Raw genomic sequence first — 16050 nt, 5'->3', positions numbered from 1 at the left:
CACGTCTGTCGCGGGATCAGCTGCGGCGGGAGCGGCTGATCCAGGTCCGCTCCAGGTTGTCCATCACGTCGGCGCTGTACAGCCGCCGGGACTGCTCCAGGGAGAACTCGGCCATGTACCGGCGGAAGCCGTCCTCCGGCTCGTCCGCGAGGTTGAGCATCCTGCGGTTGGCGGTGACCGAGGGGTTGTCCAGGGCCTCGGCGGCGGACCGTACGGCCTTGTCCATCTGCTCGGGCTCGACCACGTCGTCGGCGAGGAGCAGCCCGTCGGGGTCGGCCGCGCGGATCTTCCTCCCGCCGAGGATCACCTGGCGGGCGCGGCGGTGGCCGAGGACGCGGCCGAGCCGGAAGTTCGCGGCCCCCGGGACGATGCCCTCCTGGACGGCGGGCAGGCTGAAGTAGGCGTCGTTCTCGGCGACGACCTGGTCGAAGACCAGCAGCAGTTGCATGCCGCCGCCGATGGCGAAGGTGTCGACGGCGGCGAGCCAGGGCTTCTCCCAGCCGCCGCCGGCGAAGGGTCCGGCGGGCTCGCCGGGTACGCCGCTCAGGCCGCGCAGGATCTTGTGGATGTAGCCGACCTCGCGGCGGAGCAGGAAGTCGACGAAGGAGATCTGGCCGTTGTACAGCCGGGTCAGGTTGATGCCGGAGCTGAAGACCCGCCGGCCGGCGTAGCGGGTGTGGGTCATGGGGGCCCCGCGGACCACGCCCGCCCGGACCCCGTCGTCGAGCAGGACGAGGTCGACGGCGGTTTCGAAGTCGTCGGCGAGGGCGTCGTCCTCGGCGTTGAGGCAGTCGAGGTTGTGCACGGTGACGTGGCCGATCCCGTCGCGGCGTTCGACGGTGACGGTGCCGAGGGCGGCGGTGCCGGTGCGGCGGAACTCCGCGAGCGCGCCCAGCGACCGGGGCATGGGGCGGCGCATGGCGTCCAGGATCCGCCGGCCGGCCTCCGGGGCGCGCAGCAGGCCCCAGAAGAGGATGCCCTGGTCGACCTCGTGGCCCTCCTTCTCGGGCTGGGTGCACCGCCGCTCCGCCGCCACGGTCTCGGCGGTCGGGACCAGTCCCGGGAGGAAGTCGGCAGCGCCGAAGGCGAGTTCGCGCAGCCCGAGGGGGGTGCGCCCGCCGTCGGTGAGGGCGTCGTGGAGCCGCCCGCCGTGCTCGCGGACGAAGGCCAGCCGGGCGGTGCGGGCGGCGCTGCGGACCCCCTCCACCCGCTCCTGCTGCTCGGGGGAGCGCTCCCGGCGGGGCGGCAGTCCGGCCGTGCGCTCGCCCGCCTCCCGGAGGTACGCGCCGACCCGGGCCGCGTCAGCGGTGAAGTCGCCGGTGGTGTCGGGCGGGGCGGGGAGGTCGGAGGGCTCGGGCGCGGTGGTTCGTGGCATGCGGGGTCCCTGTCCGGTCGCGGTGGGTGGGGTGGCTCCGCGCGGCCGGGCGGTCGGGCGCCGCCCGGCCGGACGGTTCAGCCCTGTCCGGCGGGGCGCAGGGCGCGGTCGCACGCGGCCAGGTGCGAGCCGAGCGCGTCCTCGAAGCTGGTGGTGGCCGCGTCCATGAGCAACCGCCGGCGGACGGCGACGTCCGCCGCCCGCGCGCCCTGGAACGCCTTCACGGCCGCGGCCAGGGCCTGGTCCGGGTCGTCGGCGACCTCGTCGACGAGCCCGAGGGCGAGCGCCTTCGCGGCCGTGGTCGGCGCGCCGAACAGGGCCGCCGCGCGGGCCCGGTGGACGCCGACCTGGTGCGCCAGCCGGAACAGCGCCATGCCCGGCCAGGTGACCCCGTCGGAGGTGGGCAGCCGGAGCACGAGGTCCGGGCCGGCCACCCGGTGGTCCGTCGCCAGCAGGACCTCGGCGGCGAGTCCGGCGCACTCGCCGGTGGCCAGCGCCACCGTGGCCACCGGCAGCCGCTCCATCCGGCGCACGGCCCGCTCCCACTTGTTGACGAGGTGGACGTCGGGCACCCGGGGCCCGGTCCGGGCCCCGTCGGCCGGCGGTCCGCCGTGCAGGCGGACGAGGAGGACGTCGCCGGTGCCGGCGTCCTCCACGCGGTCGCAGATCTCGGTCAGCTTCCGGACCGCGGCGGAGTCGAGCGGCTCGGCGCTGTGGAACCCGACCGTGAAGTCGGTGTCCGGGTCTATGTCCATCAGTTGTCTCGCCCGTCCTGACGCTGGGAGGGAAGGAGCTACCACTTGAGGAGCGCCGTCTCGATGGTGGACCCCGGCCCCATGGTCATCAGTACGCCGTGGTCGCCGGGCCGGGTGACGTCCTCGGCGGTGAGCCGCTGGAGGGAGAAGAGGAACGAACCGCTGGAGAGGTTTCCGTAGTCCCTGAGCACCGAGGAGGTGTGCCGCAGGTCGTGGGCGGCGAGGCCCAGGTTGATCTTGACGGCGTCGATGACCTTCTTGCCGCCGGAGTGCACGATCCACTGGGAGATGTCGCTGCGCCGCAGCCCCGTGCCCCGCAGCAGGTTCCCGACCGCCTCCTCGGCGTGGGCGCCGACGACGTAGGGCACGTCCCGGTCGATGTAGAAGCTGAACTTGCCGTGGTCCTCGTCCCAGTCGTAGCGCATGGCCTCGATCGCCTCCGGGATGATCCGGCTGGTGAACCTGAGGACCTCCGGGCCCTGGGCGGGGCCGCCGGCCATCAGTCCGACGGCCGCGGCACCGTCGCCGAACAGCCCGTTGACCACGGCCGTGCGCAGGGTGCCGTCGAAGACGTAGGCGGCGGAGCAGGCCTCCACGCAGATCATGACGGCGAGCCGGCCGGGGTTGCGACTGGCCCAGGCCGCCGAGACGTTGAGGCCGTTCAGTCCGGCGTTGCAGCCCATGCCGACCACGTCGAGCCGGCCGCAGGTGACCGGCAGGCCCAGCTCCTGGATGAGCAGGGCGCTGAACCCGGGGGTGAGCAGCCCGGTGGACGTGACACAGCACAGGTGGCCGATGTCCGCCGGGTCGGCCCCCATGTCCTTGAGGCAGGACTCCAGGGCGTGGGCGGCGAGTTCGATCCCGTCGGCGCGGTGCTTGCGCAGCAGCTCGCCCTGGGTCTCGATCCGCGGCACGCCGTTCGCGTCGAGCGGCGGCAGGTGGAGGTACCGCCGCTCTATATGACTGTTGAGGAAGAGGGAGACGACCCGGGGATCGGTGATCCCGAAGATCCGCAGGACGTCCTCCTGCGAGTAACTGGTCGCCGGATTGGCCGTACCGAGCCCCGTCAGCCGGGGCGGCGGCGGATTCAGTGCCTCACTCATCACGCTGCGCACCTCGGTGCCTTCTCTGCCGGAAAGCAGGCGTCAGGACGGTGGTCAGGACATCGCGGCGACGAGGCTGAGCGGCCGCAGGTCGGTCCAGTGCTCCTCCACGTACGCCAGGCAGGTCTGCCGGGGTGCGTCGTCGAGGGCCACCGTCCAGCCCGCCGGCACCGCGGCGAAGGCCGGCCAGAGCGAATGCTGGCCCTCTCCGTTGATCAGAACCTTGTACTCGGCCGAGTCGTCCTCGAACGGATTGGACACGTCCGCCCTCCAGTTGGGGTTCGCGGATGAGTGGTGGGGGATGACGGCACACCTGACGTCGAACGTCACACTAGGCAGCCTGTCAAATACAGTCAAGAGAGCTTGACAAATATTGTCAAGATTAATGACAGGGTGGTCCGCTGAGGGGGTACGGCTGCGACGCCGGGTCAGTGCTGGGCGCGCACCAGGGCCTCGGCCAGGGCCTTCCACGCCTCGGCCGCGAGGTCGATGCTCGAGGCGGCCTGCAGCCGCTCGGCGACCGCACGCAGCGCGGTCACGGCCTCGTCGGCCCGGCCCAGCCCGATCTCCGCCTGGTGCAGCAGGATCTCGGTCCGCGTGCGCTCCTGCGCGGGCAGCGGCCCCGGGTCGGCCAGCACCCGGGCGGCCAGCCGGGCCGCCTCCGCCGGCTCGCCCCGGTGGAAGGCCAGTTGCGCGCGCACGGCCGTCAGCCGTACGTCGTCCAGCGGCTCACCGAGCAGCTCGACCACGCTGGCGGCCTCCCGGCACCACTCCTCGGCGTGCGGCGCGGCCGTCCCGTGGACGCGCAGCGCCAGCGGGACCGCGGCGAGCCGCAGCCGGCCCCACAGCAGCGGGCCGTCCTTGCGGTCCGTGCCGGACAGCGCCTCCTCGAGCAGGGCCAGCCCCCGCTCCGCGGCGCCCTGCCGGACGGCCACCGAGGCGGCGGCGGCCAGTACTTCGGCACGCAGCGGTCCGAGCTCCTCCGCCGGTACCTCCAGGGCCAGTTCGACGTGGCGCTGGGCGTCGGAGAGCCGGCCCGCCTCGGCCTCGGCCGCGGCGAGCACCAGCAGGGCCCGGGCCCCGTCGGCGCCGGGGAGCCGCGGATGGCGCCCGTGGAGCGCGTGCGCGCGCTCGGCGAGCCCGAGCGCCGCGTCGGTGTCGCCGGCCTCGTGCGCCCGCCCGGCCAGCTGGACCAGCGCCTTCAGCCGCAGGGCCGGCGAGTCGAGGGTCTCGGCCACGGCGAGCAGCCCGTCGAGCGCCCGCTGCCGCTCGGCCTGCTCGCCCCGCCGCTCGTGGGCCCGGGCCAGGTGCCACAGCACCTGCCACAGCGACTCGGGGGCGACGTCCCCGGCCTCCTCGGCCGCGGCGGTCAGCGCGGTCACCGCCGCCGCCGTCCGGCCGTCCTCCAGGGCGGCCACCCCTTCGGCCAGCAGGACGGGGACCAGCTGCGGCGAGCGGGCCAGGAAGGTGTCCTCGGGGACGTCGAGGCGCGCCGAGAGGTGCCGGACGGCCTGGGCCGTCGGTGCGCGGTGCCCCGACTCCAGGCGCGAGACGTAGCTGGAGGAGACCCCGTCGCCGGCGATGTCCGCCTGGGAGAGGCCCTTCTCACGCCGAAGCCGTGCCACCAGCTGGCCGAACGCCGGCTGCGCCAGGTAGTTCATCGTCTCGCCGCTTTCCGTGCCGCAGCTGTCATCGCGGCCGACAGCCTATGTCATGGGGGTTCCGGGCACCGCCCCGCCCGTCGCAGTGCCCCGATCGGGCGACTCGGCCAGGGTCTTCTCCACGGCCCGGACGACGGCGTCGAGCCCGTCCCGGAGCTCGTCGGTGGGCCCGCCGAAGCCGATGCGCAGCCGTCCGGGGTGCCCGAAGCAGGCTCCCGGGACGACCAGGACGCCGTCCTCGGCGAGCAGCCGCTCGCACACCGCCGTCATGTCGGGCACGCCGGGGAACAGCGGGAACGCGCTGACCCCGCCCCGCGGCACCGGCAGGTCCACCAGCCCGGGGTGCTCCGCCGCCCATGCGGTGAGCAACGCCCGGTTGCGGACGGCCTGTTCGCGCAGCGGCCGCAGGACGCGGTCGGCCCGCTGCAGGACGCGGGTGGCGATCAGCTCGTTGAGCGGCGAGGTGCTGATGCTCACGTAGTCGCGCAGCCGCACCATCGCCGTCAGCACCTCCGGCGGTGCCAGGCACCAGCCGATGCGCAGCCCCGGCAGGCCGTAGGACTTGGACAGCGTGCCGAAGGAGACGCAGCGGTCGAGGACGGCCGACGGGTCCGGAAGCGGGTCGCGGTCGTACGCGAGGTCGGCGAAGGCCGCGTCCCAGAGCAGGTAGCAGCCCAGGGAGTCCACGTGGGACAGCAGCTCCCGGTAGCCGTCCTCGTCCGGCATGGTGCCGGTCGGGTTGTGCGGGAAGTTCACGACCACGGCCCGCGTGCGCGGCCCGGTCAGCTCCCGCAACCGGGAGACGTCCGGGACGAACCCGTCCTCCGGGCGCAGCTCCCAGACCCTGAGCGTGGCGCCGAGGGCGGCGGCCACCGACGACAGCGACTGGTACACCGGCCGCAGGACCACGACCTCGTCGCCCGGGCGGACGATCGCCGAGAGCGCCAGGAAGATGGCCTCGGTCGAGCCGTGCGTGATCATCACCCGCTCGGTCCGTCCGGGGGCGTAGCGGGCGGCGACCGCCTCGCGCAGCGGGTCGCAGCCGAGCGAGGGGCTGTCGCGGAACATCAGCGCGTCGAGCTCGCCGGACTCGATACCGAGGACGGCGCGCAGCCGGCCCAGCGTGTAGTTCTGCGCACCGGAGCTGGAGATGTCGGTGCGGGCGTCGAAGTAGCGGGTGCGGAACCAGTCCTCCAGCAGCGCCGGCTCGATGTCGCCGAGGGCCGGGAGGGCAGGGGCGGTGGGCCGGTCGGGGGTGGTGGGCCGGGGGTCCGGCGCGGAGAAGGTCATGGGCTTCAGCCGATCACTCGGGTGGCGGTGTCCGCGCGGCCCGGGCGGGTGCGCCGGAAGTCGACGACGACGTTGATCCGCTTGAGCCAGCGGTCGGTCCCGTCGTAGCGCGGGCGGAAGGGACGGCGGCCGTGGACCACGTTCCGATTGTCGATGAAGCCCATGTCGCCGGGGGCCAGCGGGAAGTCGTAGAGGTGTCCGTCGAGGTGGTCGACCAGCCATTTCAGCGCGTACGCGGCGGCCTCGTCCCCGTCCCCGGGGGCCACGTAGTCGCTGTCGATGCGCAGCACCGGCGCGTCGGGGTGGCCGGTGACCAGCGGTATCAGCGGGGGCCGGCGGCGCACCTCGTCGAGGCGGCGGAAGGCTTCGGCGCGCCCGTCGGCGGCCGCGGCGGAGTTGAGGAGCGCGTCGTGGGACGCGTCCGGGACGATGTGGAAGCGGGGCTGGTTCAGCACCTCCATCACCTCGGCGGGCATCGCCGCCGGGTCGAGGTGGCCCAGGGTGGTGGCGGTCAGCTCGGGGCTGCGCAGGCACAGCAGTCCCACGTAGTCGGCGCGGTACGGGGAGAAGGCGTCCTCGGTGTGCCAGCCCAGCTCCTTGCTGCTGCTGGAGCTGACCAGGCTCTCCTCCATCCCCGGGGTGGGGACGACGTCGGTGACCAGGCGTCCGTCCTGCTGGGTGGCCCAGGCGATGACCTCGCCCAGGAGCGAGCCGTACAGCATGATCAGGAAGCTGTGGGCCCGGCTCGCGCCGGTGTCGGCCTCCTGCCAGCGGGACGGGGTCGGGCCGAGCACGTCCTGGTCCACCGGGTTGCCGGAGACCACCAGGCCGTGCTTGCGGTCGTCGAGGCGGGCCCGGTTGACGGCCAGGCGCAGGCCGCGGGGCAGGTCGTGGGCGATGACGGAGACGTCGGCGAGGAAGGCCGGGTGGTCGACCCGGCCGTACTCGTCGGCCAGGGCGCTCGCGAGGGCGTGCGCCTGGGCCGACTCGGCCGGGCTCAGGCGGTACCGGTGGGCCCCGGGCGGGCCGGCCGGCTGCGCGTCGGTGGCGGAGGCGCGGTCGGTGCCCCCGGTGTCGGGGGCGGTGGTGGGTTCCCGGCGGGACATGGGTGGTGCCTCCGGTCGGTTGGTGGCGTGCGGGTGTGGTCGGACGGCTGCGGTGCGCGGGCCGGGGCCCGGCGGCGGGGCGGGACGGTCGGGCCCGGGCTCACCCACCGGCGGCGGGCGGGACCGGGTCCGCGCCGGCGGCCCCGGCGAGGTGGCGCACGAGGACGGGGGCGATCTCCGAGAGGGCCCCGGGCCGGGTCATGTCGGCGTGGCCGGAGTCCACGACGTGGTGCTCCAGCGCGCCGACCCAGGGTGTCCACAGGGCGGCCGCCGTCTCCGGGGAGAGGTGGCGCTCGCGTCCGGCCTGGAAGAGGACGGCCGGGCCGTCGTACCGGCGCGGGGCGAACTCCTTCATCAGGCGGACGTTGTTGACCGTGACCTCCATCAGTGCGGCCACGGCCCGTTCGTCGAGTCCGGACAGGATGCTGTCGTGGGCACGTAGGAGCTCCAGGACGCGGGCGGGCGTCACCGTGCCGTCCTCGTCGGCGGTGCCTTCGAGGACGTCGACGCCGTCGAACGCGAGCCGCAGCACGTCCCGGGCGTCCATCACCTCGTACTCGCCGTTGGAGCCGCCGGGATAGGCGTCGAGGAGGGCCAGCAGGGCCACCTCCTCGCCGGCGTCCTGCAGGTCGGTGGCGATGGCGTGGGCGACCGCGCCGCCGAAGGACCAGCCGAGCAGCCGGTACGGGCCGTGCGGCTGGATGCGGCGGATCTCCGCCAGGTAGTCGGCGGCGATCTCCGGCACGCTGTCGGGCAGGGTGACGGGCCGGGCCAGGCCGCGGGACTGGAACGCGTAGACGGGGGTGTCGGGGTCGACGAAGCGGGTGAGTCCGGCGTAGCACCAGCCCATCCCCCCGCCGGGGTGGATGCAGAACAGCGGCGTGCCGGCGCCGGACGGCCGCAGCGGCAGTACGGTCTCCAGCGCGCCGTCCCCCTCGCTCCCGGGGGCGGCGGCCGCCGTGCCCGCGCCGACGGCGGCGGCGAGCGCGGCCACCGTGGGGGCGGCGAACAGGGTGCCGACCGCCAGGTCCGCGTCGAGGGCGTCCCGGATGCGGTTGACCAGCCGGGTGGCGAGCAGCGAGTGGCCGCCGAGGTCGAAGAAGTTGTCGTCGACGCCGACCCGTTCGAGGCCCAGGACGGCGGCGAACAGTCCGCACAGCAGCCGCTCGGTGGGCGTGCGCGGCTCCCGGCCGGCGGCCGGGCCGGCCGCGGTGGGCGCGGGCAGCGCCTTGCGGTCGAGCTTGCCGTTGGGGGTCTGCGGCAGGGCGTCGAGCACGACGAACGCCGAGGGGATCATGTACTCGGGCAGCGCGGCCGCCAGGGACTCCCGGATCGCCGCGGTGTCCACCGCGGTGCCCTGGGCGGGGACGAGGTAGCCGGTCAGGCGCCGGTCGCCGGGGCGGTCCTCGCGGACCACGGCCGCGACCTGGACGAGCGCCGGGTCCTTCGCCAGGGCCGCCTCGACCTCGCCGAGTTCGATGCGGAAGCCGCGGACCTTGACCTGGCCGTCGGCCCGGCCGACGAAGTCGAGGAGGCCGTCGCCGGCCCACTTGACGATGTCGCCGCTGCGGTACATCCGGGCGCCCGGCTCGTCGGTGAACGGGTCGGCGACGAACCGACCCGCGGTCAGGTCGGGCCGGCCGAGGTAGCCGCGGGCCAGGCCCGGTCCCCCGATGTACAGCTCGCCCGGGACGCCCGGCGGCACCGGGGCGAGCCGCTCGTCGAGCACGTACAGGCGGGTGTTGTCCATGGCGCGGCCGATGGGTACGGAGCGGCCGACGCGGTGCGGGGCGCGCATGGGGAACCAGGAGCAGATCACCGAGGTCTCGGTCGGCCCGTAGGTGGCCACGATCTCGGTGTCGGGGCAGCGGTCGACCGCCCGCTGCACGGCGCTGACGGGCACGTTGTCGCCGCCCGTCCACACCTGCCGCATGGTCGCGAGGGCGCCGGGCTCCTCCTCGGTCATGAGGTTGAACAGCACGGGGGTGAACAGGGCGGAGGTCACGCCGTGTTCGGCGATGACCCGGGCGTACTCCCGGGTGTCCAGGGACCCTTCGGGCGCGACCACGACCGTGCCGCCGGTGAGCAGCGGCACCCACAGCTCGTACGTCGAGGCGTCGAAGGCGTGCGGGGCGTGCATGAGCACCCGCTGCTGAGCGCCGCCGTGCCAGCAGCCGTCGGCCGCGAGGTCGGCGACGTTGCGCTGGGTGACGGCCACGCCCTTGGGCGCGCCGGTCGAGCCGGAGGTGTAGATGACGTAGGCGAGTTGGTCGGGGTGGACGGCGACGTCGGGGGCGGTGGCCGGCTCGGCGTCCAGGGACGGGTCGGTCAGGTCGACGATCCGGGTGCCCTCCCGGCGGGCCTGCGCGACGAGTTCGTGGTCGCGGGTGGCGGCGTCGACCACGAGGACGGCGGCCCGGGTGCCGGCCATGACGTAGGTGAGCCGGTCGAGGGGGTAGCCGGCGGACAGCGGTGCGTACGTGCCGCCCGCCTTGACCACGGCCAGGGTCGCGACCACCACCGCGGGCGAGCGCTCCAGCAGGGTGGCCACGGTCCGCTCGGGGCCGGTGCCGAGCGCCGCCAGCCGGTGCGCGAGGCGGTTGGCGCGGACGTCGAGTTCCTCGTACGTCAGGGTCGTGCCGTCCGCACGGACGGCCGGCGCGTCGGGGTGCTCGGCCGCCACGGCCTCGAAGAGGCGGGCGAGCGACCGGTCGGGCACCGCCCTGCGGGGCCCGCTCCAGGTCCGCAGCACCAGCTCGCGCTCCTGGTCCGAGAGCACGTCGGCCGCGGTGACGGGCAGTCCGGGGTCCTCGGTGACGACGTCGAGGAAGCGGACCAGCCGGTCGGCGAGCGCCCGCGCGGTCTCCCGGTCGAACAGGTCGGTGCTGTACATGATGCCGCCCTGGAGGCCGGCGGCCGAGCCGTCCGCGTCGTAGCGCTCGTCGAGGTGGAACTGCAGGTCGAACTGGGCGACGTACGCCCCGACCGCCTCGTGCCGCACGTCCAGCCCGGCCATGGGGGCCTCGGCGTTCTGGTTGTGCAGGATGAGGGTGGTCTGGAAGAGCGGGTTGCGCGACAGCGACCGGGCCGGGTTGAGGGCCTCGACCAGGCGGTCGAAGGGCAGGTCCTGGTGGGCGTACGCGGCCAGGTCGGTGTCCCGGACCCGGTGCAGCAGCTCCCGGAAGGAGGGGGCGCCCGAGGTGTCGGTGCGCAGCACCACCGAGTTGACGAAGAAGCCGACCAGGTCGTCGAGGGCCTCGTCGCCGCGGCCGGCGACGGCGGAGCCGATGGTGATGTCGGTGCCGGCCCCGATCCGGGTCAGCAGCGCGGCGAGGGCGGCCTGGACCGCCATGAAGAGGGTGGCCTGGTTGTCCCGGGCCAGGGCGAGGAGCCGCTTGTGGGTGTCCGCGGAGACCTCCAGCGGCACCGAGTCGCCGCGGTGGCTGGGCACGGCCGGGCGGGGGCGGTCGGTGGGCAGCTCGAGTTCCTCGGGGGCGCCGGCGAGCGCCTCGCGCCAGTAGGAGAGTTGGCGGCCGGCCACGCTGTCCGGGTCCCGCTCGTCGCCGAGCAGCTCGCGCTGCCAGACGGCGTAGTCGGCGTACTGGACGGGCAGCGGGGTCCAGTCGGGCGTACGGCCCTCCCGGCGGGCGGCGTAGGCGGTGGCGAGGTCGCGGGCCAGCGGGCCCATCGACCAGCCGTCGGCGGCGATATGGTGGAGCACCAGCAGCAGGGCGTGCTCCTCGGGGCCGAGGCCGAACAGCCAGGCGCGCAGCGGCAGGTCGGCGGCGAGGTCGAAGGGCCGGCCGGCGGCGCGTTCCGCCTCTTCCTTCAGGGCGTCCGGGGAGACCCGGCGGAAGACCGTGCCGATGTGCGCGGTCTCCAGGATGATCTGGCGGGGTTCGCCGTCGACCTCGCGCAGCACGGTGCGCAGGACCTCGTGGCGGCCGACGACGTCCGCCAGTGCCGCTTCCAGGGCCGGGCGGTCGAGCGGGCCGGTCAGCCGCAGCATGAGGGGCAGGTTGTAGACGGCGCTGGGGCCTTCGAGGCGGTGCAGGAACCACAGCCGCTGCTGGGCGTGGGAGAGCGGGAGCCCCTCGGGGCGGCGGGTGCGCGCCGCCAGCGGCCGGGCCGCGCCGGTGGCGGACGCCTGCTCGCTGCGGGCCGCGAGGGCGGCGACGGTGGGTGCCTCGAAGAGGTCGCGGATGCCGAGTTCTGCGCCCAGCGCGTGCCGGATCCGGCTGATCACGCGGATGCCGAGCAGGGAGTGGCCGCCGAGGTCGAAGAACCGGTCGTCGATGCCGACCGGGGAACGCCCCAGCACCTCCTCGAAGATCTCGCACAGGACGCGTTCGCGCGGGGTCCGCGGGGCCCGCGCGGTACCGGTGGTGCCGGAGCCCGGCGCGGGCAGGGCGCGCCGGTCGAGCTTGCCGTTCGGGGTGAGCGGCAGTGCCTCCAGGAGGACGACGGCGTCGGGGACCATGTAGTCGGGCAGCGCGGCGGCGGCCCGCTCGCGCAGCGCCTCCGGCTCGGGGGCGGCGGTGCCGGGCGCGGGGACGACGTACGCCACGAGGCGCTTGTCGCCGGGGGTGTCCTCGCGGACCACGACCGCGGTCTGGGCCAGGTCGGCGGGGGCGGCGAGGACCGCCTCGATCTCGCCGGGCTCGACGCGGAAGCCGCGGATCTTGACCTGCTCGTCGGCCCGGCCGACGAAGTCCAGCAGGCCGTCCCGGGTGAGGCGGACCAGGTCGCCGGTGCGGTACATGCGGGAGCCGGGCGGGCCGTAGGGGTCGGCCACGAACCGGGCGGAGGTCAGGCCCGCGCGGCGGAGGTAGCCGCGGGCCAGGCCGGCACCCGCCACGTACAGCTCGCCGGTGACACCGGGCGGTACGAGTTCCAGGGCGGCGTCCAGGACGTAGGTACGCATGCCGTCCATCGGGCGGCCCATGGGCACGGTGCGGTCGAGCTCGTCGTGCGGCCCGAGCACGACCTGGGTGGCGAACAGGGTGGTCTCGGTGGGTCCGTAGGTGGCCCTGACCGCAGTGCCGGGGCAGCTGTCGAGGACCCGGCGCACCGCATGGAGCGGGATCACGTCGCCGCCGGTGAGCACCTCGTCCAGGCCCGCGAACACCTCCGGGTCCTCCTCGGCGACGACCCGGAAGAGGCCGGCGGTCAGCAGGACGCTGGTGAGCTCCTGGTCGCGGACGATGCCGGCGAGGCGGTGGGTGTCGAGGTCGCCGGGCGGGGCGACGACGACGCGGCCGCCGGTCAGCAGCGGCACCCACAGCTCGTACGTGGAGGCGTCGAAGGCGACCGGGGCGTGCAGGAGGATCCGGTGCTCGGTGCCGCGCCAGCAGTGGTCCAGGGCGAAGGCGGCCACGTCGTGGTGGGTGATGCCGATGCCCTTGGGCGTGCCGGTGGATCCGGAGGTGTACATCACGTAGGCGAGCTGCTCGGGGTGGACCTCGGGCAGCGGTGCGGCGGTGGCGTCGTACGGGCCGGGGGTGCCGTCCGCCGCGGCGGACCCGTCCGGGCCGGCGGGCTCGTCGACGACGAGGACCGGGAACCCGGCGGGCAGCGCGGTGACGAACTCGTGGTCGCGCATGGCCCGGTCGGTGAGCAGCAGCGGCGCACCGGTGTCGGCGAGTACGGCCGCCATCCGGCCGGCGGGGGCGCGGACGTCCAGCGGCGCGTAGACCGCGCCGGCCTTGAGCACGGCGAGGAGGGACACGACCAGGTCGGCGGAGCGCTCCTGGAGGACGGCGATGCGGGCCTCCGGCGCCACCCCGTGGGCGAGCAGGCGGCGGGCCAGGGCCTCGGCCCGCGCGTCGAGTTCGCGGTAGTCGACGGTGGTGCCGCCGAAGGCCACGGCCACCGCGTCCGGGGTGCGCCGGGCCTGGGCGCGGAACAGGTCGGTGACGGTCGTGGGGGCGTGGTCGGCGGCGGGTCCGTGGCCGTCGCGCAGGATGCCGGTGCGCTCCGCCTCGCTGAGCAGGTCGGCGCGGCTGACCGCGGTGTCGGGCTCGGCGGCGAGCGCGGCGCACAGGGCGGCCAGCCGCCGGGCGACGGCCCGGGCGGAGTCCTCGTCCCACAGGTCGGTGCTGTACTCGAGGGACCCCGCGAGGCCGGCGGGCGTGCCGTCCGCGGCGTACTTCTCGTCGAAGGTGACGGACAGGTCGAACTGCGCGATGCGGGAGGGGATGTCCACGGCGTCGACGCGCAGGTCCCCGAAGGCGAAGTCGGCGAGCTGGTCGCCGCGTACCGCGACCATCGTCTGGAACAGCGGGTGCCGGGAGAGGGAGCGGGCCGGGTTGAGCGCCTCGACCAGCCGGTCGAAGGGCAGGTCCTGGTGGTCGAGGGCCGCCACGGCGGTGTCCCGGACCTGGCCGAGCAGCCCGCGGAAGGTGGGGTCGCCGGCGGTGTCGGCCCGGATGACGAGGGTGTTGGCGAAGAAGCCGACGAGGTCGTCGAGGGCCTCGTCGGTGCGGCCGGCGACCGCGGTGCCGAGCGGGACGTCGGTGCCGGCCCCGAGCCGGGTCAGCAGGACGGCCACCACGGCCTGGAGGGCCATGGCCAGGGTGGCCCCGGTCTGCCGTCCGAGGGCGAGGAGCTGGCGGTGGGGCTCGGCCGCCACCTCGAACGTGACGGTCCCGCCGCGGTGGCCGAACACCGGCGGGCGCGGCCGGTCGGTGGGCAGGGCCAGTTCCTCGGGCAGACCGGCCAGTGCCTCGCGCCAGTGGGCGAGTTGGGCGGTGGCGAGGCTGTCGGGGTCGTCCTCGTCGCCGAGCAGCTCGCGCTGCCACAGCGCGTAGTCGGCGTACTGGACGGGCAGCGGCTGCCAGTCGGGCGCGCGGCCCTCCCGGCGGGCCGCGTACGCGCCGGCGAGGTCGCGGGCCAGCGGGCCCATCGACCAGCCGTCGGCGGCGATGTGGTGCATGAGCAGCAGCAGGACGTGCTCCTGCGGCCCGAGCGCGAACAGCCAGGGCTTGAAGGGGAGTTCGGTGGCGAGGTCGAAGCAGTGCCCGGCGGCCCCCGCCAGGGCGGTGGCCAGCTCGGCCTCCCCGGCCACCTCGGTCCGGAGGGTCGCGGGTCGGGCCGCGCCGGGGTCGAGGATCACCTGGGCGGGTCCGTCGTCCGCCTCCCGGTACAGGGTGCGCAGGACCTCGTGCCGGCCGACGACGTCGTCGAGCGCGGCTTCGAGGGCCTCGCGGTCCAGATCGCCGGTCAGCCGCAGCGCCAGGGGCAGGTTGTAGGTGGGGCTCGGGCCTTCGAGCCGGTGGAGGAACCACAGCCGCTGCTGGGCGTAGGAAAGCGGGACCGTCATCGGATCTGTCTCCTGGGGAAGGTGGCCTCGGGAGCGGGTCGGGGGCGCGGACGGGGACGGGGACGGGGACGGTGGGGTGCGGTTGGTGGGCGCGGACGGTGGGATGGGGGTGGTGGTCGGGGACGGTGGCGTGCGGCCACCGGCCGGGTCGGGGCCGCTCAGCCCCGGTCCCGCGGCCGCAGGACCGGGCGCGGTCTCGGGGTGCGCCGGGGAGTCCCCGGCGCGCCGTCGACGGGTCTCGGGGCGGCCGCGTCCGAGGCGTCCCGGGCGGCCGCCGGGTCCGGGCCGGCGGCCAGCAGGGCCGCGACGGCCTCGACCGTCGGTGCCTCGAAGACGGCGCCGACCGCCAGCTCCACGCCGAACACGGCGCGGACGCGGTTGGCCAGTCGGATGGCGAGCAGGGAGTGGCCGCCGAGGTGGAAGAAGTTGTCGTGCACGCCCACCGCGTCCAGGCCGAGGGCGTCGGCGAAGAGGCCGCACAGGATCTCCTCCTGCGGGGTGCGCGGGCCGTCGGCGCCGGAGCCCGCGGCCCTGGCCTCCGGGGCGGGCAGCGCCTCGCGGTCGAGCTTGCCGTTGGGCGTGAGCGGCAGGGCGTCGAGCAGGACGACGGCCGCGGGCACCATGTACTCGGGCAGGGCGGCGGCCAGTCGGCGGAGCAGGGCGTCCGGGTCGGGGCGGGCGCCGGGGGCCGGGACGGCGTAGCCGACCAGGCGCTTCTCCCCGGGTCTGTCCTCGCGGGCGATGACGGCGGCCCGGGCGAGGGTCGGGTCGGCGGCCAGCGCGGCGTCGATCTCTCCGAGTTCGATGCGGAAGCCGCGGATCTTGACCTGGCCGTCGGCCCGGGAGACGAAGTCCAGTTCGCCGTCCGGGGTCCAGCGGACCAGGTCGCCGGTCCGGTACATCCGCTCCCCCGGCGCCCCGTACGGGTTCGCCGGGAACTTCTCGGCCGTCATCCCGGGCCGGTTCAGGTAGCCGCGGGACACGCCGCTGCCGGCGACGTACAGCTCGCCGGTGACGCCGACCGGAACCGGTTGGAGGTACGGGTCCAGGACGAGCAGCCGGGTGTTGTCCCGGGGGCGGCCGATCGGCACGGTGGCCCCGGCCAGCGCCTCGGGGGTCACCTCGGTCCAGGAGGCGAGGACGGTGCACTCGGTGGGCCCGCACACGTTCATGAGCTTGAGCGCCGGGTTGTGGGTCAGGGCCCGGCGCAGGGCGTGGGGCGAGGCGGCCTCGCCGCCCGTCACGATCCGCTGCAGGCGGCCCAGGGCCTCCGGGATCTCCTCCGCGAGCAGGTTGAACAGCGAGGTCGTGATCACGGCGCCGGTCACCCGGTACTCGCCGATGAGGCGGGCGTACGTCGCGGTGTCGAGCCGTCCCGGCGGGGCGACCACGATGCAGCCGCCGTTGAGCAGCGGCACCCACAGCTCGTACGTCGAGGC

General features: G+C 75.1%; 9 protein-coding genes. All 9 read right to left on the bottom strand.

What is annotated here, in order from left to right; genetic code table 11:
• Positions 1–16: 16 nt before the first annotated feature.
• Positions 17–1375: a (3,5-dihydroxyphenyl)acetyl-CoA 1,2-dioxygenase DpgC gene (gene dpgC, locus IF43_RS0104650; protein WP_030194183.1), complete on the bottom strand. Its 1359-nt coding sequence runs from the start codon at positions 1373–1375 to the stop codon at positions 17–19.
• A gap of 77 nt (positions 1376–1452) precedes the next feature.
• Positions 1453–2130, bottom strand: coding sequence for an enoyl-CoA-hydratase DpgB (dpgB, locus tag IF43_RS0104645; protein WP_030194181.1), 678 nt, complete (start codon positions 2128–2130; stop codon positions 1453–1455).
• A gap of 38 nt (positions 2131–2168) precedes the next feature.
• Entirely contained in the window at positions 2169–3233 is a 1065-nt protein-coding gene (dpgA, locus tag IF43_RS0104640; protein WP_107048395.1) for a 3,5-dihydroxyphenylacetyl-CoA synthase DpgA, read from the bottom strand.
• Between the two features lie 54 nt (positions 3234–3287).
• On the bottom strand, positions 3288–3494 hold the full coding sequence (locus tag IF43_RS0104635; RefSeq protein WP_030194176.1) for an MbtH family protein: 207 nt from the start codon (positions 3492–3494) through the stop codon (positions 3288–3290).
• A gap of 167 nt (positions 3495–3661) precedes the next feature.
• Positions 3662–4894 carry a helix-turn-helix domain-containing protein gene (locus IF43_RS0104630; RefSeq protein ID WP_030194174.1) on the bottom strand — a complete coding sequence of 411 codons (1233 nt, stop codon included), beginning with the start codon at positions 4892–4894 and terminating at the stop codon, positions 3662–3664.
• Between the two features lie 45 nt (positions 4895–4939).
• Positions 4940–6184 carry a capreomycidine synthase gene (gene vioD / locus IF43_RS36050; RefSeq protein WP_051794675.1) on the bottom strand — a complete coding sequence of 415 codons (1245 nt, stop codon included), beginning with the start codon at positions 6182–6184 and terminating at the stop codon, positions 4940–4942.
• 5 nt (positions 6185–6189) lie between these two features.
• Positions 6190–7290, bottom strand: a complete 1101-nt coding sequence (gene gntD / locus IF43_RS0104620) for a guanitoxin biosynthesis L-enduracididine beta-hydroxylase GntD (RefSeq protein WP_051794673.1) — start codon at positions 7288–7290, stop codon at positions 6190–6192.
• Positions 7291–7390: 100 nt separating this feature from the next.
• Positions 7391–14611, bottom strand: a complete 7221-nt coding sequence (locus IF43_RS0104615; RefSeq protein WP_051794670.1) for a non-ribosomal peptide synthetase — start codon at positions 14609–14611, stop codon at positions 7391–7393.
• Between the two features lie 158 nt (positions 14612–14769).
• The coding region (locus IF43_RS0104610; protein ID WP_158939155.1) for a non-ribosomal peptide synthetase at positions 14770–16050 on the bottom strand (1281 nt) is incomplete at its 5' end.

This window comes from Streptomyces sp. NRRL S-87 (genome assembly GCF_000719335.1).
Lineage (GTDB): Bacteria > Actinomycetota > Actinomycetes > Streptomycetales > Streptomycetaceae > Streptomyces.
The sequence above is the reverse complement of the archived record's forward strand: the minus strand, read 5'-3'. Positions and strand labels throughout refer to the sequence as shown.